Source organism: Rhodococcus sp. 14C212 (genome assembly GCF_011058195.1).
In the GTDB taxonomy this organism is placed as follows: domain Bacteria; phylum Actinomycetota; class Actinomycetes; order Mycobacteriales; family Mycobacteriaceae; genus Rhodococcus; species Rhodococcus aetherivorans.
The window spans coordinates 34,003-54,704 of the sequence record NZ_JAALEH010000037.1; the positions used below are offsets into that span (position 1 = coordinate 34,003).

The following is a 20,702-nucleotide window of genomic DNA, read 5'->3' on the forward strand; positions in this document are numbered from 1 at the left end:
TCACGTCATAACTGACATACAGTCACTTTTGTTGCTCGGCCACCTCGACAGGAGAAGACCATGACCCAATTGACCGCCCCTCCGCGCAGCGCCCGCGCCGCTGAGCTACTCGAGCTGGCGCAGGCTCTCAAGGCTGACCTGCGCGCTCACAACGAACAGACGGAAGCCGACCGGTGGATCGGCGACGACCTGTCCCGCCGTCTCAATGACGGTGGTTTCTACCGAATGCTGGCGCCCGAGCGGTTCGGCGGTGCCGAACTGACCCTGCGTGAAACTCTCGAAATCCTGACGATGATCGCCGAAGGATGTCCGTCCGCAGCATGGGTTGCCGGTATTCACAACGCCGCCATCTGGTTGGGTTCGTTGTACCCCTTGGCTGCTCAGGAAGAGCTCTTCGGGGATTCGACCCCCACGGTGGTGTCGGGCACACTGGCCCCCCTGGGCACGTTGACCCCTGTTCCGGGTGGCTACCGCATCAGCGGCAAGTGGGGGTTCGCTTCCGGAGTGCTCGATGCCACCTGGATGCTGCTCGGCGCGCCCCGCCCGGACGCGTCCGGCGACAATGCCGGCCCCGTCTTTGCGCTCGTACCCATGTCGTCCATCCGGATCCACAAGGACTGGGACACGATGGGGCTCGCCGGAACCGGTAGCCATAGCGTGGAAGTGAAAGACGTCTTCGTGCCGGAGTACCGGATCATCGACCCGGTGGCCGCCTCCGCCGGCGAGTACCCGTCGGAGTACGCCAGCGAGGTGCCTCTGTACCGTGCGGCGTTTCTTCCCGTCCTGTCAGCTGTGCTGGTGTGTCCGGCGCTGGGCGCGACGAAGCGCATGCTCGAGGAGTATCTGAAGCAGGTTCCCAAGCGCAAGATTGCATACACGATCTACGAGAAAGCAGCAGAATCGGTGGTGACCCAGACCCGGTTGGCCGAAGCTGCGATGCTGATCGACGAGGCACAGTTCCACCAGGACCGCCTCGGAGACGACATCGACAAGTGGGCGGAAGGCCCGGACTATATGCCCGAGTCGCTACGCGTGCGTGCCCGCATGGACATCGGACGAGCACTCGACCTGTGCCGCTCTGCGGCAAACCTCATCTTCAGTCTCGGTGGTGGCTCCGGCATCGCACGGACGAATCCGGTACAGCGCCTCTTCCGCGACGTTCAGGCCAGCAACAGTCACCCACTGCAGATGGCGACCGTCCAATACGAGGTTTACGGCCGCCAGATGCTTGGACAACCTCAGATCACTTCCTTCATCTGAGCCCCCAAAGTCACGCGTCGTGAGGGGCTGGCCCACAGGCCAGCCCCTCCCTGTCCCATGGGGACTGTCTCTACCTCAACCTCGCTGGTCCGGGGCACTTTCATAGTGTCCGACCGCGTGACATGAACCTTGGATAATGACACGCCGGTGACACGAAATCTGGAAAATGACACGTTCCCGCGGAACCTACAACCGACTCGCGACGGGGGCGCCGCGCTGTGCGCAACCCATGGACCTACCGATCGCTCAGTAAACATGTCATGCTGACCGGCGTGGAACACATCGACCTGTCCGTCGCCGACTGCATCGCCACCATCACCCTCGACCGCCCCGACCAGCTCAACGCCTTCACCACCACGATGGAGCACGAGCTGATCGAGGCCTACGACCGCTGCGACGCCGACGATTCCGTGCGCGCCGTCGTGATCACCGGCGCCGGACGCGCCTTCTGCGCGGGCGCAGATCTCGCTGCGGGCGCCGACACGTTCGCGCAGCGACTCGACGAATCGAGCGCCGACGACGTCCGGCGCGACGGCGGCGGCCGCGTCGTGCTGCGCATGTTCGAGTGCCGCAAGCCGATCATCGCGGCGATCAACGGCCCGGCCGTCGGCGTCGGCATCACCATGACGCTTGCGGCGGACTTCCGCCTCGCCGCCGACGACGCCCGTATCGGCTTCGTCTTCAACCGCCGCGGCCTCGTCCCCGAGTCGTGCTCCACCTGGTTCCTGCCCCGCCTGGTTCCGCTGCAGACCGCCCTGGACTGGGTGTACTCGGGACGGATCTTCGACGCGACCGAGGCCCATGCGGCCGGGCTCGTCTACGCGCTCCATCCCGCAGCCGATCTGCTCGATCAGGCCCGTGCGCTGGCCCGCAGCCTCACCGAGCACTCGGCGCCGGTCTCGGTGGCGCTGTCCCGGCAGATGATGTGGCGCGCCCTCGGCGCGGAGCATCCGATGATCGCGCACCGCATCGAGACCCGCGGCATCAACATCCGCGGCACGGGCCCCGACGCCCGGGAAGGCATCTCGTCCTTCCTCGAGAAGCGCCCCGCATCGTTCCCGGACCGGGTGTCGAGCGATCTGCCCGACCTGTTCGGTGACGACCTGCCGACGCCACCGTTCCGCCCCTGAACGGTCACCATTGACTGTTTAGGTGGGTGGCCCCTACGCTCGGGGGCGACGAACCGAGAGGGGATCCTCATGTCGACCCACGTCCGACCCGCCGTCGTCGAACGCTGGCACCACATCGTCGAGCACAGCGACGAGGCAGCCCTGGACGATCTGATCGCCGACGACGCCGTCTTCTACTCCCCCGCGGTGTTCACGCCGCAGGAGGGCAGAGACCTGACCCTCGCCTACCTGCGGGCCGCGCTCGCCGTGTTCACCGGGCGGGACTTCCGGTACGTCGGCGAGTGGTACTCCGACGGATCGGCGGTGCTCGAGTTCACCGCCGACCTCGACGGCATCCACGTCGACGGCATCGACCTGATCCGCTGGGACGACCGCGGCCGGATCATCTCGTTCAAGGTCATGGCCCGCCCGCTGAAGGGCCTGCAGGCTCTCATCCCACTCATGGCCGCCCAGCTCGGGCAGTCGTAACACCGACCTTCCCAAGGAGATTCGCATGGCCCTGCCTCCGATCCTGCAAGACCGGCTGCGCCTGCCCGTGGTGGCGTCGCCGATGTTCATCGTCTCCGGCCCGGACCTGGTGATCGCCCAGTGCACCTCCGGCGTCGTCGGCTCGTTCCCCTCGCTCAACGCCCGCCCCCAGGCGATGCTGCGCGAGTGGCTCACCCGCATCACCGAGGCCCTCGCCAAGCACGACGCCAACCACCCCGAAGCGCCGTCCGCACCGTATGCGGTCAACCTCATCGTGCACCGCTCCAACGACCGCCTCGAAGAAGACCTCGCCACCATCGTCGAATTCGAGGTCCCGGTCGTCATCACCTCCCTCGGTGCCCGCACCGACGTCAACGACGCCATCCACTCCTACGGCGGCATCGTCCTGCACGACGTCATCAACAACACCTTCGCCCGCAAGGCCGTCGACAAGGGCGCCGACGGGCTCATCGCCGTGGCGGCCGGCGCCGGCGGCCACGCAGGCCCCCAGTCACCGTTCGCGCTGATCCAGGAGATCCGCGAGTGGTTCGACGGCCCGCTGCTGCTGTCGGGCTCGATCGCGCACGGCCGTTCCATCCTTGCGGCCCAGGCCGCCGGTGCCGATCTCGCCTACGTCGGCTCGGCGTTCATCGCCACCGAAGAGGCCAACGCCGACGCCCGCTACAAGCAGATGATCGTCGAGTCCACCGCCGCGGACATCGTCTACTCCAACCTGTTCACCGGCGTGCACGGCAACTACCTGCGCGGCAGCATCGAAGCCGCCGGCCTCGACCCGAACAACCTCGCCGTGTCCGACCCGTCGGCCATGGACTTCGGCACCGGGGAGAGCTCCGGGACCGGAGCGAAGGCGAAGGCCTGGCGCGACATCTGGGGTTCCGGGCAGGGCGTCGGCGCCGTCGACGCCGTCGTCCCCGCTGCCGAACTCGTCGACCGGCTCGCCACCGAGTACCGCGCGGCGCGGGAGCGGCTCGCCGGCCTGTAGGCGCACCGTCCGGCTGACCGCGGTCGCCACGGCCACCCCGCCGAGGAGCGCGGCGAGCATCCACGCGGTGCTCGCCGCGCCGACGGCCGTCGTCAGCACGCCCACCGTCAGGGGCGCGAACATCGCCGGCAACGAGGTGACCAGGCCGGTCGCCGCGCCGACCCGGCCCCGCACCTCGTCGGGCACCAGTTCGGCGCAGCGTGCGGTCACCACCACCGACCACGACGGGGTCACCGCCAGCAGGGCGGCATAACCGGCGGCGGCGACGACCGGCGACCCCGTGGCCGCCGCGAGGACCGCCAGGACACCGAGGCCCGCCGAGAGCACGAGCAGGCGGTGCGCCGGGATCCGGCGCCGGAGCCGCGGCACCGCCAGCGCCCCGAGCATGCCCCCGCCGTAGGCGACGGCGAGCGCGATCCCGACCGTCGAGGACGGCGCGCCGCTGCCGGCCAGGAGCACGACCACCACCAGACCACAGCCGTTGACCACGAACTCGGCGACGGCCGTCAGCGCCGCGGTGGTGCGGACGAACGGGTGGGATGCGAACCACCGCAACCCCTCCCGGACGGCGGCCCACGGCCGTTCCGCGACGGAACCGTGGACGCGCGGCGCCTGCAGCGGGGTGCGCACCCGGGCCGCGGCCGCTCCCGCCACCACGAACGACACGGCATGTCCCGCGAAGGGCAGCGCGGCGCCGAGACCGTAGAGGGTCGCCGCGAGCGGCGGGCCGGCCACCCCGGTCGCGTACCCTCGCGCCTCGAAAAGCCCGTACGCCGTGCCGATCTGCTCGCGTTCGACCACCTGCGGCACAGCCGCGTCCTCGGCGAGTCCGCGCACCGCCCACCCTGCCCCGAGCACCGACACGGCGGCGAGGACGGGCACCGGATGGAACAGACCGCGCCAGGCGCAGGCCGCCAGCACCGCGGCGGCGGCCGCCGAGCAGGCGTCGACGGTGATCATGACGCGACGGCGATCGAAGCGGTCGACGATCCAGCCGGCGGGGACCGTCGCGGCCGTGAAGGCACCCATCGTCACGGTCGAGACCAGCCCGACCGTCACGGCGGAACCGCTGACCGCGAGCACCCACAACATGATCGCGACGCCGTAGCCGCGGCTGCCGAGCTGCGCGACCGCCTGCCCGACGCACAGCCGGGCGAAGTCGGGATTACGGAGCGCACCACCGCCGGCGGACAACGGGCGTCACCCGAGTCCGGCGGCGGGGCGGCCGAGCGCGGTGACCGCCAGGGCGGGCTCGGCGGTGGGATCGCAGCCGAGCAGGTCCTCGAGCTCGCGGTCGCGCATCGCCGTCGCCGTCACCGCGCCCAGGCCCAGCGCGGTGGCGGTGAGCAGGACGGTCTGACTGACGTGGCCGAGTTCGATGAGGATGTCGCGGTAGGCGCGGGAACGTTCGTACCGCCACCGGGTCCGGGCCGGTACGGCCGTGTAGATCAGCAGCGCCGCGCAGTCCGAGAGCCACGGCTGCTCGCCGAGCGCCGCGCCCAGCACGGACCCGGGCACGCTGTCGCCGATCCGCTCCAGCCCGCCACGCAGCGGCGCGTAGTGGAAGAACCCCGGTTCGAGCCCGTCGACGCGGTTCGCGTAGAGGTACAGCTCGATGGGGGTGCGGGCGCCGGCGGACGGGCTGGTCTTGAGCAGCACCTGCCCCACCTGCGGGTGGTCGATCACCGCGACGGGTCCCGCCGCGACGCGGGCGACGGTGCCCACCGCGTCGAGGGACACGGAGTCGGCGGTGAACTGCCGGACCGAGCGGCGCTCGAACAGGGCGTCGACGAGTCCCGGGCGCTGCCACGCGGACGAGTCCGGCCGGTCGCCGGGCACGGGAATCATCGGATGCTGCGGGTAGGACTTGGCCGGCGCAGGGGCGGGCTGCTCGCTCGCCTTGGCCGCCGACCGCAGCTCGTCGTCGAGCACGTCGGCGAACCGGACGTCCGAGTCGGTGCGGGCCGCGAAGTGCAGGTAGCGGGCCGAGGGGCCCCACGTGCCCCACTCGGCGAGCATCCGCTGTTGTTCGATGTGCTCGGCCGATCCCTCGGCGACGAGAACCTGCGCCTCGAGCAGCCGGCGAGCGATTCCGAGCGGCAGCTCCCCCAGTTCGGCGATGCTGTCGAGTTCGCGCCACGACGCGAACCAGCGCAGCACCCGCTCACTGTCGGGGGTGAGCGCGAACTGCCGGTGGTGCAGGTAGTCGTCCCACACCAGCGTGCCGTCGCGCCAGAACAGCACCGCATACTCGGCAACGGCGACGCGGGTCATCGGTTCTCTCCTCGGTGGGCGGGGGCGGTCACGGCGGCGATCAGGGCGCGCACCGCGTTCGTGGTGCCGGTGTCACCGGCGCCGTGTTCGGTCCAGCGCCAGTCGAATTCGGGGTTGACCTCGAGAAACACCGGGCCGCCGGGTGTGTCGAGCAGATCGAAGGCGGCGAGGTCGAGCCGGAACCGGTCGAGGAGCTCGCGCAGCGATGCGGCAACCTCGGCGGGAATGTCGCAGCGCCGCACGGAGATCGACTCCGGCTGTGTCCACAGCGACTCCGGCGTGGGCCGGGTGACCGCATAGCCGATCAGCCTTCCGCCCACGGCGTGGATTCGCAGCTCCCGGTCGGCGGCCACATACTCCTGGACGAGAACCGGTGCGCCCGTGGGTTGTTCCCCGTCGATCGACGCGCGGGTGACGCGCTGCGGGTAGACGCCCCGCAGGCGGCCGGGCTGCGGTTCGACGCAGTGCCGGCCGAGGCTCTTGACCAGCAGGTCGCCGTTCCCCGGCAGTCCCCGGGCGGCGACGTCGAGCCGCGTGGTCACGAGGGTGGCGGGCACACGCAGCCCGGCCGCGCGGGCGGCGGCGAGCTGGGTGAGGCGGTCGGGGGTTCCGGGCCGGGCCCCGGAATTGAGCGTGCGCAGGCCCGGATGCGCCGCCAGGGCGGCGACGAGGGCCTGCCACTGGTCGTGCACGTGCTGCACCGCGTCGGGGGTGGTCTGCGCGGTGCGCAGTGCGTCGACGTCGAAGTAGCGCAGCCAGCACACCTGGGGCCGGAACGTGCGGCCGTCGCGGGTGAGCAGGCCGGCGACCGGGTCCCACTGCACGTCCGTGTCGGCGCACCGGTCGCTGTCGAGGCGCAGCAGCGTGATGCCGCGTGCGGCCAGCCACAGCGACAGCTCGTCGATCTCGCGGTCGGCGGCCCGGGTGAGGACGAGGACGCACGGCGCCGGATCCGTCCCCGTGGGATGCCCGACGCGGGCCTGGAAGTCCCGGGATTCGGCGGAGGCGGTGGTGAGGTGGGGGTGCGAGCGCAGCAGCAGCGGCAGCGCAGCGGTCATGAGGGGTTCCTTCGGTGGCGGTCGTCGGGACGGTACGGCCGGGGCACCGTGGTGCCCCGGCCGTTGCGCGCCCGCCGATCAGCCGCCGTGACAGCCCTTGCAGCCGGGCCGCGTCATGGCCTCGACGTAGTCGCTCGCGTAGGCCACGAAGGTGGCGTCCTCGATCGCTGCGACGCTGCGCAGCGCGGCTTCGTCACCGGCGTCGAGGGTGAGCAGGGTCCGGGCCATCTCTTCGATGTGCATGGCGTCCGCCTTTCTGGGAGGATCCGCCATTCCCGGAACCGGGAGGGCGGGCGTCGATCCGACATATAGATCGTCGGCGACGGCGCCGTCCCCGGCCAGGCACCCCAGGGCGGGATCTGCCCACCCCTGCCGGTCAGACCTCGTTGTAGTAGGTCAGCTTCGGCGCACCCGCGAGCAGCGGGCCGAGATCGGTGATCGCGCCGGGCCCGGCCCGGAACTCGCGGTACGCGGCGTCGTGCTGCTCCGACTCCCACTTCTCCACGGCCACCCAGCGCGCCTCGTTCGAACGGTCGGCGAGCACCTCGACGCCGAGGCAGCCGTCGAACGCGCGGGTTTCCTTCAGGACCCGATCCATCACCGTGCGGGCCTGATCGAGTGCGTCGGGCTTGAACTCGAGTTCCAGGAATGCGATCAGTGCCATAGCTTCTCCTCGTTGACGAACTTGCTGGACAACACTTCCGGCGACATCAGAAGACCGAGTAGCCGCCGTCGATCAGGGTGGACGATCCGGTCTGGAAGGCGGACGCGTCACTCGCAAGGTACACGGCGATGCCCGCGAAATCCTCGGGTGTTCCCCACCGGCCCAACGGTACCCGGGAGATGACATGGGTGTTGAACGGATCGGAGGCCTGCAGCGGACCGGTCATGTCGGTGGCGATCCAGCCGGGCAGCACGCTGTTGACGCGGATGCGATGCCGGGCGAGTTCCACCGCGCATCCGTTGGCCAGGGCGAGCACGCCCGCCTTGGTGGCGCCGTAGGCCTGATTGCGCCCGGCGCCCTGGATCGCGCCCAGGCTGGACGTGACGATCATCGATCCGCCGGTGCCCTGATCGACGAGCACCCCGGCCGTCTCGCGCAGGGTGAAGTATGCGCCGTCGAGGTTGGCGGCCATCACCTTCCGGTAGTCCTCGGTGCTCGACTCGACGAACTTGGCGAGTGGAACGCCGATTCCGGCGTTGACCACGACCACGTCGAGGCCCCCGAGCTCCGCGACCGTCGCGGCGACACCGTCGCGCACGGCCTGCTCGTCGGACACGTCCACAGATCGGGTGACCACGCGGGCGCCGGTGGTGGCGAGGTCGGTCGCCGCCTTCTCGAGGCGTTCGGTGCCGCGGCCCCACAGCGCCACGTCGGCACCTGCGGAGGCGAGCCCGCGCGCCATGCCCAGACCGATTCCGGCCGAGCCGCCGGTGACCAGTGCCCGCTTGCCGGACAGATCGAACATGGTGTCGCTCCTTCGGATACGGAGTGGATCAGGCGTATTCGGCGGCGATGTCGCGGCCGATGATCTCCTTCATGATCTCGGTGGTGCCACCGTAGATGGTCTGGATGCGGGTGTCGACGTAGGCGCGGCCGATGGGGTACTCCATCATGTAGCCGTAGCCGCCGTGAAGCTGCACGCACCGGTCCACGACGCGTTTCTGCAGCTCGCTGGCCCACCACTTGGCCTTGGCGGCGTCGACCGCGGTGAGCTCGCCGGCGTTGAGGGCCAGCACGCACCGGTCGATGTGCGAGCCGGTGACCTCGATCTCGGTGAGCATCTCGGCGAGGGCGAACCGGGTGTTCTGCAGGTCGCCGATCGGCTTGCCGAACGCCTTGCGCTCGAACACGTAGTCCTTGGTCCACTCGTACGCCGCCCGCGCGGCCGCGATCGCGGCGACGGCGATGGAGAGGCGCTCGAGCGGCAGGTGCTCCATGAGGTGGAAGAACCCCTGCCCTTCGGTGCCGAGCAGATTGTCCGCCGGCACCCGCACGTCCTCGAAGGACAGCTCCGCGGTGTCCTGCCCGGCCAGGCCCACCTTGTGCAGTTTGCGGCCGCGGGAAAAGCCCGGCATGCCGCGTTCGACGACGAGCAGGGAGAATCCGCGGGCGCCGGCCTCCGGGTCGGTGCGGGCGACGACGATGACCAGATCGGAGTGGATGCCGTTGGTGATGAACGTCTTCTGCCCGGTCAGGATCCAGTCGTCGCCGTCGCGCACGGCGGTGGTCTTGACGGCTTGCAGGTCCGAGCCGGTGCCGGGTTCGGTCATCGCGATCGCGCCGATGAGCTCACCGGCGGCCATGCCGGGCAGCCAGCGTCGCTTCTGGTCCTCGGTGCCGAGATCGGCAATGTAGGGGATGGCGATGTCGTCCTGCAGGCTCATGCCGGAGCCGAAGGAGGTGGTGCCGGTGCGGGCGATCTCCTCGGCCACGACGCAGCGGAACCGGTAGTCGCTCACCCCGGAGCCGCCGAATTCCTCGGGGACGCCGAGGCCGACGATGCCGGACTTGCCGGCGGCGAGCCAGGCGGAGCGGTCGACGAGCCGCTCGGTCTCCCACCGTTCGTAGTGGGGTTCGACCTCGCGGGCGAGGAATTCGCGCACCGTGTCCCGGTACGCCTCGTGGTCGGCTTCGAAAAAGGTGCGGTGCATCGGTTCTCTCCCAGGGTGCGAAGGACGGTCGTCGGCAACGGGGTCGGTGCTCAGTTCCTCCGCACCGGCGACGATCCGCGGGGTGGGTCCGGCGCGGCCCGGTATCCCACGATGCGCAGGGCGATGACGGTGTATCGGGCTGCGACCTGGTCCGGGGTGAGGGGTCCGCCGAGCCGGAACCAGCGGGTGATGGACTGGCACATGCCGAGCAGGGCCCGCACGGATTCGGCGATGTCGTCGACGGCGAAGACGCCGCGCTCGACCCCCTCGTCGACGAGGTCGAGGGCCATGAGCTCGAGGCGCTTGCGGGTGGCGGCGTAGCTGCGGCGGTTCTGCGGGGACACGTGCCGCAGTTCGGAGTCGAGTGCGGACTGCGGGGCGCGGTGCGTCGAGTTCAGCACGATCGCCTCGACGAAGTTGGTGAAGCGCCGGACGGGGTCGTCACCACCCTCGCCGACGGCGGCGAGTGCGCGTTCGATGAGGTCTCGGACGGCGGTGTCGAGCAGGGTGACGAGAACGGCTTCCTTGTTCTCGTGGTGGTAGTACAGCGCGGGCACCGTCACCCCGACCCGGCGGGCCAGGTCGCGGACGGTGGTTCCGTGGAAACCGTTCTCTCCGAAGGCCTCCAGCGCGTGATCGAGGATGGGGCCGAGCCGCAGGGGCTCGAATTCCCGCCAGTTCGCGAACCGGGGGGGTGCGGGCTCCACAGTCATCGGCCCCGTCCTCTCACGCGTCGATCAGCTCACGCGGCGCTCAGCGCGGTGCCATGCGGATGGCGCCGTCGAGGCGGATGACCTCGCCGTTGAGCATCGGGTTGGAGACGATGTGCGCGGCCAGTGCGCCGTACTCGGACGGGTCGCCGAGGCGGGCCGGGTGCGGGACCTGCTGGCCGAGGGACTTCTGTGCCTCTTCCGGCAGCGACCCGAGCAGCGGGGTCTTGAACAGGCCGGGGGCGATGGTGACGACGCGGATCAGCAGCGACGCGAGATCGCGGGCGATCGGCAGGGTCATGCCGACGACGCCGCCCTTGGACGCGGAGTACGCGGCCTGGCCGATCTGGCCGTCGAACGCGGCGACGGAGGCGGTGTTGATGATGACACCGCGCTCGCCGTCGATCGGCTCGGTCTTGGCGATGCGCTCGGCGGCCAGGCGGATCACGTTGAACGTGCCGACGAGATTCACGTTGATGATCTTGGTGAAGTCGGCGAGCGGGAACGCGCCCTTCTTGCTCACGGTCTTGACGGCGTTGCCGATGCCGGCGCAGTTGACCGCGACGCGCAGCGGGCCGAGCGATTCGGCGAGGTCGAGGGCCTCGACGACGGCGGCCTCGTCGGTGACGTCGGCGGCGGCGAAGCGGACGCGGTCGCCGAGCTCCTTGGCGACGGTCTCACCGTTGGAGGAGGGCAGGTCGATGATGACGACCTGCGCGCCGTCGGCGAGCAGGGCCTTGACGGTGGCCAGGCCGAGGCCGGAGGCACCGCCGGTGACGACGGCGACGCTGTCGTTGACGATCATGAGGTTCCTTTCGAATGTGGTTGCGGATCAGAGACGTTCGATGACGGTGGCGTTGGCCATGCCGGCGCCCTCGCACATGGTCTGCAGGCCGTACCGGCCGCCGGTGGCCTCGAGGTGGTTGACCAGGGTGGTCAGCAGCCGGGTGCCCGACGAACCGAGGGCGTGGCCGAGGGCGATCGCGCCGCCGCGCGGGTTGAGCCGGGCCGGATCCGCCCCGAACTCGTGCGCCCACATCAGCGGCACCGGAGCGAACGCCTCGTTGACCTCGTAGGCATCGATGTCGTCGATGCCCAGACCCGACTTGGCCAGGATCTTCTTCGTCGCGGGGATGGGGGCGGTGAGCATGAACATCGGGTCGTCACCGGCGACGGCGAAGGAATGGAACCGCGCCCGCGGGGTCAGGCCGAGCTTGGCCGCGGCCTCCTCGCTCATGATCAGCGCCGCCGACGCCCCGTCGGTGAGCGGCGACGAGTTGCCCGGGGTGATGTGCCAGCCGGCCTCCGGGAAGCGCGCGGCGTACGCCTCGGTGTAGAACGACGGCTTCAGACCGGCCAGGCCCTCGGCGGTGGTGGCGGCGCGCACCGTCTCGTCGACGGTGTGCCGGACCTGCTCACCGGCGGCATTGGTGACCGTGATCGGGACGATCTCCTTGTCGAAGAAGCCGGCGGCGATCGCCTCGGCGGCCCGCTGGTGCGACTGCGCCGAGAACGTGTCGAGGGCCTCGCGGTCGAACTTCCACTTTGCGGCGATCAGCTCGGCGGAGATGCCCTGGTTGACCAGTCCCTCGGGGTAGCGGGCGGCGATGCCCGGGCCGGCGGCGTCCTGCCCCATCGACGAGGTGCCCATCGGCACGCGGCTCATCGATTCCACACCGCAGGCGATGACGATGTCGTAGGCGCCGGCGATGACGCCCTGGGCGGCGAAGTGGGCGGCCTGCTGGCTCGAGCCGCACTGCCGGTCGATGGTGGTGGCCGGCACCGACTCGGGGAAGCCGGCCGACAGCAGGGCGGTGCGGGAGATGTTCAGGGCCTGCTCGCCGGCCTGGTTGACGCAGCCGCCGATGACGTCGTCGACGAGCGCGGGGTCGAGGTCGTTGCGGGAGGTGATCTCGCGCAGCACGTGGGCGAGCAGCTCGACGGGGTGGGTGCCGGACAGGGCGCCGCCGGGCTTGCCCTTGCCGACCGCGGTGCGGACCACGTCGACGATCACAGCGTTGGTCATGAGGAATTCCTTTCGAGGGGTTGGAGCGGCCCGGGTGTCCCGGAGGGATCGACGAGACCCCGGGCCGAGATCAGGGGGTCAGCGACCCTTCCAGACCGGCTGCCGCTTCTGCGCGAACGCGGTCGGGCCTTCCTTGGCGTCGTCGCTGGTGAACACGACCTTCATCGCGGCGGCGTTGGCCTCCCACACCCCCGCCTCCCAGTCGTCGCCGTGCGCGGTGCGGTGGATCATCGACTTCGATTCGCGCACGGACAGCGGCGCGTTCGCGGCGATGGTCTCGGCCAGGGCCAGCGCCACCTCGAGCGCGGTGCCCGCCGGGGCGACCCGGTTGACCAGGCCCAGTTCCTGGCCCTGGGTGGCGGAGATCGGCTCGCCGGTCAGCGCGATCTCGAGGGCGATCTTGCGCGGGATCTGCTGTTGCAGGCGGATGACCCCGCCCGCGGCGGCGAACAGGCCCCGTTTGACCTCGGGCAGGCCGAGCTTGGCGTCCTCGTCGACGACCGCGAGGTCGGACGCGAGCACCAGCTCGGTGCCGCCGCCGAGGGCGAACCCGTTGACCGCGGCGATGGTCGGCTTGCTGATCCAGTGCTGGGCATAACCGGCGAAGCCCCATTCGGGGTGCCCGTCGGCGGCGATGCTCTCGCCCGTGGCGAGGGCCTTGAGATCGGCGCCCGCGCAGAACGCGCGGCCCGCACCGGTGAGCACCACGACGCGCACGTCGTCGTCCGCCTCCGCCCGCTCGAGCAGGGTGCCGACCGCCGTCGCCAGCGCCGCGTTCACGGCGTTGAGCGCCCGGGGGCGGTTGAGCGTGATGACGGCGACGCCGCCACGCCGCTCGTACCGTGCGGCAGGTTCGGTAACGGTGGACTCGTCGGCCATGTGCGCCCCTATCGGATACAGTCGGCATTACTTATCGATCGCTAAAGGATTACCACGGATCGATCGATCGGTCAACGTTCGCGCATAACTAGCGTCCGATCAGCGGGTTCTGGTAGGGATGAGGCCGTACCCGTGCGCCGCGACACGGGGCCCTCGAAACGGAGCCCCGAACACGGAGCGCTCGAACACGGAGCCCCCGGAACAGGCTCGGCCACCAGGACGGCAGGAGAACTCATGCAGGCGGTACAGCTGACCGAAGCAACCGGGCCCGACGGCGTTCGGCTCGTGGACCTTCCCGAGCCCGACCCGGACGGCCTCGTCGTCGTCGATCTGCACGCGGCCGGAGTCTCGTTCCCCGACCTGCTGCAGACCACCGCGAGCTACCAGGTCGTGCGCCCCCTGCCGAGCGTGCTCGGCGTCGAAGGCGCCGGCACCGTGCGCACCGCCCCGGCCGGCAGCGGCCTGACGCCGGGGCAGCGCGTCGCCGTCCTCGCCACCGGTGGCGCGTGGCAGCAGACCGTCGCGGTGGATCCGAAATCCGTCTTTCCGCTTCCCGATTCGGTGTCCCTGACGGCCGGATCCGGATTCCTCATGAACTACCTGACCGTCCACTTCGCGCTCGACGAACGCGCCCGCTATCGCTCCGGCGAGACGGTACTCGTGCACGGCGCCGCAGGGGGTGTCGGCGTCGCTGCCCTGCAGGTCGCGGCGGCACTCGGACTCGAGACCATCGCGGTGGTGAGCACCGAGGAGAAGGCCGCGGTCGCGAAGGCCAACCGCGCCACCCACACCGTCGCCGTGGAGGGCTTCAAGGACCGGGTCCTCGAGCTCACCGGCGGACGCGGCGTCGACATCGTTCTCGATCCCGTCGGCGGCGACCGATTCACCGACAGCCTGCGCAGCCTGGCACCGAACGGACGCGTCGTGGTCCTCGGCTTCACCGGCGGCGAGATCCCCACCGTCAAAGTGAATCGTCTTCTGCTCAAGAACATCTCGGTTCTCGGTGCCGGATGGGGCGAATACGTGCGTACCTTCCCCGGCTACACCGCCCAGCAATGGGCGCAGCTCGAGCCGCTGCTGCGCTCGGGGGCACTGCAGATCCCCGAGCCCACCGTCCACCCGATGACGCACGCCGCCGAGGCGTTGCGGTCGCTCGCACATCGCTCCGCCACCGGCAAGGTCGCCCTGGCGCTGCGCCCCTGACGTCCCGAGAGACCCTGACCGTCCCTTGAACCCGACCCCCGGAGGACCCATGACCATCGATCCCGTCGGCGTCGACGTCACCGTCGACGACGGCATCCTGCGTGTCACCCTCAACCGGCCCGCCCGGATGAACGCCGTCACCACCGCCACCCTCGAGGCCGTCGCCGAGGCCTTCGAGAAGCACGCGGGCGACGACGCCGTACGCGTCGCGGTCCTCACCGGCACCGGTCGCGCCTTCTGCACCGGCGCCGACCTCGCCGGCAAGGACCTGTCCGCGCCGCCGTCGGCCGACACCATCGACGCCGCCAACCGCACCGTCGCCGCGATCCGCGCCTTCCCGCGTCCGGTCATCGGCGCCGTCAACGGCCCCGCCGCCGGCGTCGGCGTGTCCCTCGCCCTGGGCTGCGACCTCACCGTCGCGGCCGAGTCCGCCTACCTGCTGCTCGCCTTCACCCGCATCGGCCTCATGCCCGACGGCGGCGCGACCGCACTCGTCGCCGCGTCGATCGGCCGTGCCCGCGCCCTGAAGATGGCACTGCTCGCCGAACGGCTGCCCGTCGCCGAGGCCCTCGCGGCCGGGCTGATCGCCGAGGTGCATCCCGACGACGACTTCGCCGCCGCCGTCGACGCGCTCGCCGCCCGCCTCGCCGCCGGACCGGTCGAGGCCTTCCACTCCACCAAGGACGCGATCAACGACGCGACCCTCGGCGAGCTCGACAGCGCGTTCACGCGCGAGCGCGCCGGCCAGCTCCAGCTGCTGGCGTCCGCGGACTTCCACGAGGGCGTGAGCGCCTTCCAGGAGAAGCGGACGGCGGTGTTCGGCCGGAGCTGAGTCCGTCCGTCAGGGCTTCGAGGCAGGGGTGGCGCCGACCGTCTTGAGGGCGATCGCGACGTACTTGCGCGCCACCTCCTCCGGGCTCAGGGAGCCCTCGCGGTGGTACCACCGCGGGATGGACTGGCACATCCCGAGCAGCGCACGGGTCGTCTCGGCCGGATCCTCGACGTCGAACGCTCCGCGCCGGGTCCCGTCCTCGACGATCTCGAAGACGAGCTTCTCGATCTCCTTGCGCACCGCGCGGTAGCGCTGCCGGTTCTCGGGGCTGAGGTAGCGCACCTCGCCCTCGAGCGCGGCGAGGCGGGGACGGTTCGTCATGCGCAGCACGATCGCCTCGATGGCGTTGGAGAGCCGCTGCACCGGATCGTCGCCGCCGTCGGCGTCGGCGGCGTAGGCCCGGGTCATCACATCGCTGGTCGAGAGCTCGAGCAGCGCGATGAGCAGGCCTTCCTTGTTCTCGTGGTGGTAGTACAACGCGGGAACGGTGACGCCGACCCGGCGGGCGATCTCCCGTACCGAGGTGCCGTGGAACCCGGTCTCGTAGAAGGCGTCGAGCGCCGCGGAGAGAATGGGAGTCAGCTCCATCGGCTCGAGGCGACGCCAGTCCGGCGCGGCGACACCGTCCGCGACGGTGTCGTCGGTGGAAGTTCCCATTGCCGTACCCAACCTATCGATCGCTACATTCGGACGGCTCGAGGATACCTGTGCACCGGCAGCAGCCGGGACGCCTGCGCGCTCGGATCCTCCCTGCGCGCGGACGACGAGGTGGGGACTAACCCATCGGGTCGTCGGCGCCGGCGCGTCCGGTGTCGTGGAACGGCGCCTGGAAGGTGCCCCAGCGCACGCACTCCCAGCCGCCGCCGGGCAGCGGGGCGAGTTCGACGCTCTGGGTGTTGGCGAGGTGGTTGCTGGTCGCGAAGCTGCCGGGCACCCGGCCGAGGTGCGCGGCGACGAGGCGGATGGCGGCGCCGTGGCTGACCACCACGACGTCCCCCGACCCGTCGTCGAGGTAGTCGGTGCGCAGCGACTCGACCACCGGCAGGTACCGGTCCAGGACGTCGAGGCCGGATTCGCCGCCGGGCACCCGGTCGCGCAGGTCGCCGGTGTGCCAGGACTCGTACACCTTCATGAACAGCGCGTGGGATTCCTCGTCGCTGCGGTCCTCGAGCTCGCCGACCTGCACCTCGTGCAGGCCTTCGCGGACGACGGTGGTCACACGGGCGGCGAGCTCGACGTGCTCGGCGGTCTGCCGGGCGCGCAGGGCCTGCGAGGCGAACAGGGCGGTCGGCGGCTGCTGCGCGAAGCCCCGCCCGAGGGTGCGGGCCTGCGCGACGCCGAGGTCGGTCAGTTCGGCGCCCGGCAGCTTGGTGTCGAGGCGACGCGCGACATTCGCCACCGTCTGCCCGTGCCGGACCAGGATCAATCGGCCGCTCAACGCTCTTCCTCCCCGCGCCGCAGCCGTTGCAGCCACTGCGCATCCTCTTCGTCCGATACCGGGGCCACACCGTGCTGGGACACCGCCGCCCAGGAGCCGAGGAACCGCACCTGCGCGAAGCGGTGCAGCGCCTTGAGCGCCTCGGCGACGAGCGCGTCGTCGATGTGGCCGACACAGTCCAAGTGGAAAAAGTAGGTCCCGTATTCCTGGCGGGTAGGGCGGGACTCGATGCGGGTGAGGTCGATGCCGCGGGTGGCGAACTCGGTCATGGCCCGCACGAGGGAGCCCGGTTCGTTCGGCAGCTGCAGGATCACGGAGGTGCGGTCGACGCCGGTGCGCGCCGGTGTGGGGGCGGGCCGGGTGGCGAGCACGAACCGGGTGCGGGCGCCGGCGTGGTCGGCGACGCCGTCGGCGAGGACCGGCAGGCCCAGCCGCTGCCCGGCCAGGGCGGTGGACACGCCGGCGTCGGCCTTGCCGGCGGCGACGTCCTCGGCGGCGCCGGCATTGGACGAGGCGGCCACCACGTCGGCCTTCGGCATGTGGTCGGCGATCCACTGGCGCACCTGCGCGGCGGCCACCGGATAGGCGTGCACGGTGCGGACCTCGTCGAGCGTGATGCCCGGCCGGGCCACGACGGTGAAGGCGACGTCCAGCTCCGTTTCGGCCACGATCTGCAGGCGCGGGCCGACCGCGAGAGCGTCCATCGTGGGGGGCACCGAGCCCTCCACCGAGCTCTCGATGGGCACCACTGCGCCGTCGACCGCGCCGTCGCGCACGAGTTGCAGCGCCGCGGGCGGGCTGGCGGCCGACACCCGCTCGACCGGGCCGTCGAAGGCGCCGGCGCCCTCGAACCGGGCGAGGGCCATCTCCGTGAAGGTTCCGGTGGGGCCGAAGTAGGCGATGCGTGGCACGTCTAGAAGGGTACGCATCGAACGTGTCCGGGCCCTGTCATCGCGGCAACGGGGTCATCGGGGCAACGGGGCCACCGGGGCAGCGGGGTCATCGCGCCGACAGGCCGAGGGCTGCGAGGTCGCGCGCGACGCCGGCCGGGTCGTCGACCTCGACGGCGAGCAGGATGTCGCGCACGGCCGCGGCCGCCTCGGGGATCAGGGCGGTCAGCCGGCCGGGGTCGGGCGAGGCGAGGGCGGCGCGCACGTCGTCGCCGCGCAGGGCCGCGACGGTGGCGGCGAGCAGGGCGAGCACCTCGTCGGCGTCGCGGGCGCGCGCGACGTAGCCGGTATCTGCGTGGGCGAGGACGGACAGGAAGTCGGCGATCTCCCCGACGTCGCGTCCGGTGGGCAGGCCGGGGCTGTGCCCGGCGCCGACGAGCGCACGGGCCGTCTCGGGCAGGTCACCGGCGTCGACGTAGACGGTCAGGGGCGCGGGCACGGCGACGGCGAGCGCGTCGTCGAGGTCCGCCGCGGTGCAGTCGAGCTGGTAGCGGACCGGAGCCGGGCGCAGGCCGGACAGGCGCTCCACGTCGGGCGCGACGTCGAGTTCACCGACGATCCGCACCGCGCCGGTCGTCTCCACGAGGACCTCGGTCAGCGTGGACACCGGCACCACGGGGGCGCCGATCGCGTCGAGCGCGGGGGCGGCGAGCGCGTCGGCGAGGGTCGGATGCCGGCGGGTGAGCAGGGCGGTGAGCAGGCCGCGGGGCTCCTCGCGGGACGGCGGCATTCCGAGGGTGAGCGGGATCGGCACGTCTCCAGGCTAGCCGGGGTGTTGCGACCCCGGTCACCATGACTTAGGTTTGCCTCACCTACTATTCGAGGAGGATTCGATGCCGGCCACCACCGCCCGTTCCGCGCCCACGACCGCCGAAGCGGTCCGCACCGCCGTCGTCCGCACCGGCTCCGCCGTACTCGCCACCGGCTCCGCCGTACTCGCCACCGGCTCCGCCGTACTCGCCACCGGCTCCGCCGTACTCGCCACCGGCTCCGCCGTACTCGCCACCGGCTCCGCCGTACTCGCTACCGATGGAGCCGCGCCCGTCACCGCGACGATGCACCACCTGCACAGCGACGGCGACCTGCTCGTCGTCGTCCCCGACGACTGTGCCGCCGTCGCGCTGACCTGGCAGCGCGGCGCCGCGGGCCTGCACTCCGTGCTGGAACTGACCGACCACTCGCCGCTGCGGCTGCGCAACCCCGTCCGGTCGCTCATCTGGCTCAGCGGCACCGCCCACGCCGTCGCCGAACCCCGCCGGCTCGCCGCCGACATCGCCGCGACCCTGCCCCACCCCGCGCTGCTGGACGTCGGGCACCGCGCCGAACTGCTGCGCCTGCGGCTCACGTCCGTTGTGGCCGCCGACACCACCGGCGCCGAGTCCGTGGAGGTCGCCGACGTCCTCGCGGCCGCGCCGGACCCGTTCGCCGCCGTCGAGTCCGCATGGTTGCAGCACCTCGAGCAGGACCACGGCGACCTCGTCCACCGCATCGCCCGGCACATTCCCGTCAACGACCGGCGCGGCCGCATCCGGCCTCTCGGCCTGGACCGCTACGGCCTGCGCCTGCGACTCGAGTCCGGCCGCAGCGACCACGACGTCCGGATTCCGTTCCCCGAACCCGTCGACGACGTCGAGTCCCTGAGCCGCGCCCTGCGCCGCCTCGTGGGCTGCCCGTTCGCCAACGGGCTGCGCGCCAGGCACTGATCGGCCCCGCGCTTCGGCGGTATCCTCGAGTCAGCACTCTTCCGAGCGCGTCGCAGGCCGAAAGCCGGGAACCATGGCCGATTTCGATCCGGAAGCCACCCGTCCCGCGGGGCAGGGGATCGCGGCGGAACTCGCCGCGGCGGGGTTCGACGACGCCCTCGTGGTCGGCCGGGGCGGCTTCGGCGTCGTCTACCGGTGCCGGCAACGCTCCCTCGGGCGCACCGTCGCGATCAAGGTGCTCTCCTCCGACCTCGACGCCGAGAACCGCGAACGGTTCCTGCGCGAGGGGTTCGCGATGGGCGGGCTGTCCGGCCACCCGAACATCGTCAACATTCTCCAGGTGGGCGTCACCTCCACCGGCCGGCCGTACATCGTGATGCCCTACCACCCCAACGACTCGCTCGCGGTGCGGGTGCGCCGGGACGGGCCGATGCCGTGGTGGGACGTCGTCCGCGTCGGGGTCAAGCTCGCCGGCGCCCTCGAGACCGCCCACCGCGCCGGCACCCTGCACCGCGACGTCAAGCCCGCCAACATCCTCGTCACCGAGTACGGCGAGCCGCAGCTCACCGACTTCGGCATCGCCCGCATCGCCGGCGGCTTCGAAACCGCCACCGGCGCCTTCACCGGATCGCTCGCCTTCACCGCACCCGAGGTGCTCGAGGGCAAGCCGCCCACCCCGGCCTCGGACATCTACGGCCTCGGCGCAGCCATGTTCGCCCTCATCACCGGCCGCGCCGCGTTCGAGCGACGCACGGGCGAGGAGATCATCGCGCAGTTCCTGCGCATCACCAGCCAGCCCATCCCGGACCTGCGCCCCCAGGGCATCCCCGACGACGTGTGCGCCGCCATCGAGCACGCCATGTCCGTCGACCCGGCCCGCCGGCCCGCGACCGCAGCCGACTTCGGCCGCGAGCTGCAGCAGACCCAGGCCCGGCACGGCCGCCACGTCGACGACATGGCCCTGCCCGGCGAGCTGCGGTTCCACGACCAGCCGACCGGCCGGCACCCCCTCGCGACACCCGTCACAGCCACACCCGTCACGGCCACAGCGGCACCCGTCAAACCCGTACCGCCGCGACCGAACGGTCCCCCACCACCGCCACCGCCCGGCCC

Annotated in this window: 22 protein-coding genes and 1 pseudogene; 8 read left to right on the plus strand and 15 right to left on the minus strand. The window is 71.3% G+C overall.

Annotated features, from left to right (window positions below; genetic code table 11):
- Positions 1-60 precede the first annotated feature (60 nt).
- From G6038_RS17170 to G6038_RS17185, 4 genes are all read left to right on the plus strand, one after another.
- Positions 61-1,260, plus strand: coding sequence for an acyl-CoA dehydrogenase family protein (locus G6038_RS17170; RefSeq protein ID WP_165039022.1), 1,200 nt, complete (start codon positions 61-63; stop codon positions 1,258-1,260).
- Between the two features lie 272 nt (positions 1,261-1,532).
- Complete coding sequence (locus G6038_RS17175; protein ID WP_346772840.1) at positions 1,533-2,390, plus strand: crotonase/enoyl-CoA hydratase family protein; 858 nt, start codon at positions 1,533-1,535, stop codon at positions 2,388-2,390.
- A gap of 69 nt (positions 2,391-2,459) precedes the next feature.
- Positions 2,460-2,858 (plus strand): nuclear transport factor 2 family protein, encoded by a 399-nt coding sequence (locus G6038_RS17180; protein ID WP_165039024.1) that lies wholly within the window; start codon positions 2,460-2,462, stop codon positions 2,856-2,858.
- 25 nt (positions 2,859-2,883) lie between these two features.
- Entirely contained in the window at positions 2,884-3,861 is a 978-nt protein-coding gene (locus G6038_RS17185) for a nitronate monooxygenase family protein (RefSeq protein WP_165039025.1), read from the plus strand.
- A gap of 54 nt (positions 3,862-3,915) precedes the next feature.
- On the opposite strand, the pseudogene G6038_RS17190 reads toward G6038_RS17185, so the two are convergent.
- From G6038_RS17190 to G6038_RS17240, 11 genes and pseudogenes are all read right to left on the minus strand, one after another.
- A pseudogene (locus G6038_RS17190) lies at positions 3,916-5,055 on the minus strand (MFS transporter); the annotation flags it as partial.
- A gap of 6 nt (positions 5,056-5,061) precedes the next feature.
- On the minus strand, positions 5,062-6,135 hold the full coding sequence (locus tag G6038_RS17195; RefSeq protein ID WP_165039026.1) for a SagB/ThcOx family dehydrogenase: 1,074 nt from the start codon (positions 6,133-6,135) through the stop codon (positions 5,062-5,064).
- Positions 6,132-7,193 carry a hypothetical protein gene (locus G6038_RS17200; protein ID WP_165039027.1) on the minus strand — a complete coding sequence of 354 codons (1,062 nt, stop codon included), beginning with the start codon at positions 7,191-7,193 and terminating at the stop codon, positions 6,132-6,134. The genes G6038_RS17195 and G6038_RS17200 overlap by 4 nt, the downstream gene beginning before the upstream one ends.
- A gap of 78 nt (positions 7,194-7,271) precedes the next feature.
- Complete coding sequence (locus G6038_RS17205; protein WP_165039028.1) at positions 7,272-7,436, minus strand: hypothetical protein; 165 nt, start codon at positions 7,434-7,436, stop codon at positions 7,272-7,274.
- 133 nt (positions 7,437-7,569) lie between these two features.
- Entirely contained in the window at positions 7,570-7,857 is a 288-nt protein-coding gene (locus tag G6038_RS17210; RefSeq protein ID WP_165039029.1) for an antibiotic biosynthesis monooxygenase, read from the minus strand.
- A gap of 46 nt (positions 7,858-7,903) precedes the next feature.
- A complete protein-coding gene (locus G6038_RS17215; RefSeq protein ID WP_165039030.1) occupies positions 7,904-8,662 on the minus strand; it encodes an SDR family oxidoreductase in 759 nt (252 codons plus the stop codon).
- A gap of 28 nt (positions 8,663-8,690) precedes the next feature.
- Positions 8,691-9,848, minus strand: a complete 1,158-nt coding sequence (locus G6038_RS17220) for an acyl-CoA dehydrogenase family protein (RefSeq protein ID WP_165039031.1) — start codon at positions 9,846-9,848, stop codon at positions 8,691-8,693.
- A gap of 50 nt (positions 9,849-9,898) precedes the next feature.
- A complete protein-coding gene (locus G6038_RS17225) occupies positions 9,899-10,561 on the minus strand; it encodes a TetR/AcrR family transcriptional regulator (RefSeq protein ID WP_165039032.1) in 663 nt (220 codons plus the stop codon).
- A 40-nt stretch (positions 10,562-10,601) separates the two neighbouring features.
- Entirely contained in the window at positions 10,602-11,363 is a 762-nt protein-coding gene (locus G6038_RS17230; RefSeq protein ID WP_165039033.1) for a 3-hydroxyacyl-CoA dehydrogenase, read from the minus strand.
- Between the two features lie 27 nt (positions 11,364-11,390).
- Positions 11,391-12,584 carry a thiolase family protein gene (locus G6038_RS17235; RefSeq protein ID WP_165039034.1) on the minus strand — a complete coding sequence of 398 codons (1,194 nt, stop codon included), beginning with the start codon at positions 12,582-12,584 and terminating at the stop codon, positions 11,391-11,393.
- Between the two features lie 78 nt (positions 12,585-12,662).
- Entirely contained in the window at positions 12,663-13,463 is an 801-nt protein-coding gene (locus tag G6038_RS17240) for a crotonase/enoyl-CoA hydratase family protein (RefSeq protein ID WP_165039035.1), read from the minus strand.
- 234 nt (positions 13,464-13,697) lie between these two features.
- Between G6038_RS17240 and G6038_RS17245 the strand changes: the two genes are divergently transcribed.
- Both G6038_RS17245 and G6038_RS17250 read left to right on the plus strand, forming a co-directional pair.
- Positions 13,698-14,666: an NADPH:quinone oxidoreductase family protein gene (locus G6038_RS17245; protein WP_165039036.1), complete on the plus strand. Its 969-nt coding sequence runs from the start codon at positions 13,698-13,700 to the stop codon at positions 14,664-14,666.
- A gap of 49 nt (positions 14,667-14,715) precedes the next feature.
- Complete coding sequence (locus G6038_RS17250) at positions 14,716-15,498, plus strand: enoyl-CoA hydratase (RefSeq protein WP_165039037.1); 783 nt, start codon at positions 14,716-14,718, stop codon at positions 15,496-15,498.
- Between the two features lie 9 nt (positions 15,499-15,507).
- On the opposite strand, the gene G6038_RS17255 is transcribed toward G6038_RS17250, so the two are convergent.
- The 4 genes from G6038_RS17255 to G6038_RS17270 form a co-directional block, all read right to left on the minus strand.
- Positions 15,508-16,155 (minus strand): TetR/AcrR family transcriptional regulator, encoded by a 648-nt coding sequence (locus G6038_RS17255; protein WP_165039038.1) that lies wholly within the window; start codon positions 16,153-16,155, stop codon positions 15,508-15,510.
- Between the two features lie 118 nt (positions 16,156-16,273).
- Entirely contained in the window at positions 16,274-16,936 is a 663-nt protein-coding gene (locus G6038_RS17260) for a histidine phosphatase family protein (RefSeq protein WP_206024947.1), read from the minus strand.
- Positions 16,933-17,847 (minus strand): prephenate dehydratase, encoded by a 915-nt coding sequence (gene pheA / locus G6038_RS17265; protein WP_165039039.1) that lies wholly within the window; start codon positions 17,845-17,847, stop codon positions 16,933-16,935. The genes G6038_RS17260 and pheA overlap by 4 nt, the downstream gene beginning before the upstream one ends.
- A gap of 88 nt (positions 17,848-17,935) precedes the next feature.
- On the minus strand, positions 17,936-18,640 hold the full coding sequence (locus tag G6038_RS17270) for a hypothetical protein (RefSeq protein ID WP_346772841.1): 705 nt from the start codon (positions 18,638-18,640) through the stop codon (positions 17,936-17,938).
- A gap of 79 nt (positions 18,641-18,719) precedes the next feature.
- Here G6038_RS17270 and G6038_RS17275 point away from each other — a divergent pair, with 79 nt between their 5' ends.
- Together G6038_RS17275 and G6038_RS17280 are read left to right on the plus strand one after the other, a co-directional pair.
- Entirely contained in the window at positions 18,720-19,589 is an 870-nt protein-coding gene (locus tag G6038_RS17275; protein ID WP_165039040.1) for a DUF2470 domain-containing protein, read from the plus strand.
- A gap of 73 nt (positions 19,590-19,662) precedes the next feature.
- Positions 19,663-20,702, plus strand: a 1,040-nt coding sequence (locus tag G6038_RS17280; protein WP_240918551.1) for a serine/threonine-protein kinase, incomplete at its 3' end; no start/stop codon positions are given.

What these genes read in the sequence shown, in the direction of transcription:
- G6038_RS17170 (WP_165039022.1), top strand. Translation starts at nt 61, where the DNA reads ATGACCCAATTGACCGCCCCTCCGCGCAGCGCCCGCGCCGCTGAGCTA.
- G6038_RS17180 (WP_165039024.1), top strand. Translation starts at nt 2,460, where the DNA reads ATGTCGACCCACGTCCGACCCGCCGTCGTCGAACGCTGGCACCACATC.
- G6038_RS17185 (WP_165039025.1), top strand. Translation starts at nt 2,884, where the DNA reads ATGGCCCTGCCTCCGATCCTGCAAGACCGGCTGCGCCTGCCCGTGGTG.
- G6038_RS17195 (WP_165039026.1), bottom strand. Translation starts at nt 6,135, where the DNA reads ATGACCCGCGTCGCCGTTGCCGAGTATGCGGTGCTGTTCTGGCGCGAC.
- G6038_RS17200 (WP_165039027.1), bottom strand. Translation starts at nt 7,193, where the DNA reads ATGACCGCTGCGCTGCCGCTGCTGCTGCGCTCGCACCCCCACCTCACC.
- G6038_RS17205 (WP_165039028.1), bottom strand. Translation starts at nt 7,436, where the DNA reads ATGCACATCGAAGAGATGGCCCGGACCCTGCTCACCCTCGACGCCGGT.
- G6038_RS17210 (WP_165039029.1), bottom strand. Translation starts at nt 7,857, where the DNA reads ATGGCACTGATCGCATTCCTGGAACTCGAGTTCAAGCCCGACGCACTC.
- G6038_RS17215 (WP_165039030.1), bottom strand. Translation starts at nt 8,662, where the DNA reads ATGTTCGATCTGTCCGGCAAGCGGGCACTGGTCACCGGCGGCTCGGCC.
- G6038_RS17220 (WP_165039031.1), bottom strand. Translation starts at nt 9,848, where the DNA reads ATGCACCGCACCTTTTTCGAAGCCGACCACGAGGCGTACCGGGACACG.
- G6038_RS17225 (WP_165039032.1), bottom strand. Translation starts at nt 10,561, where the DNA reads ATGACTGTGGAGCCCGCACCCCCCCGGTTCGCGAACTGGCGGGAATTC.
- G6038_RS17230 (WP_165039033.1), bottom strand. Translation starts at nt 11,363, where the DNA reads ATGATCGTCAACGACAGCGTCGCCGTCGTCACCGGCGGTGCCTCCGGC.
- G6038_RS17235 (WP_165039034.1), bottom strand. Translation starts at nt 12,584, where the DNA reads ATGACCAACGCTGTGATCGTCGACGTGGTCCGCACCGCGGTCGGCAAG.
- G6038_RS17240 (WP_165039035.1), bottom strand. Translation starts at nt 13,463, where the DNA reads ATGGCCGACGAGTCCACCGTTACCGAACCTGCCGCACGGTACGAGCGG.
- G6038_RS17245 (WP_165039036.1), top strand. Translation starts at nt 13,698, where the DNA reads ATGCAGGCGGTACAGCTGACCGAAGCAACCGGGCCCGACGGCGTTCGG.
- G6038_RS17250 (WP_165039037.1), top strand. Translation starts at nt 14,716, where the DNA reads ATGACCATCGATCCCGTCGGCGTCGACGTCACCGTCGACGACGGCATC.
- G6038_RS17255 (WP_165039038.1), bottom strand. Translation starts at nt 16,155, where the DNA reads ATGGGAACTTCCACCGACGACACCGTCGCGGACGGTGTCGCCGCGCCG.
- G6038_RS17275 (WP_165039040.1), top strand. Translation starts at nt 18,720, where the DNA reads ATGCCGGCCACCACCGCCCGTTCCGCGCCCACGACCGCCGAAGCGGTC.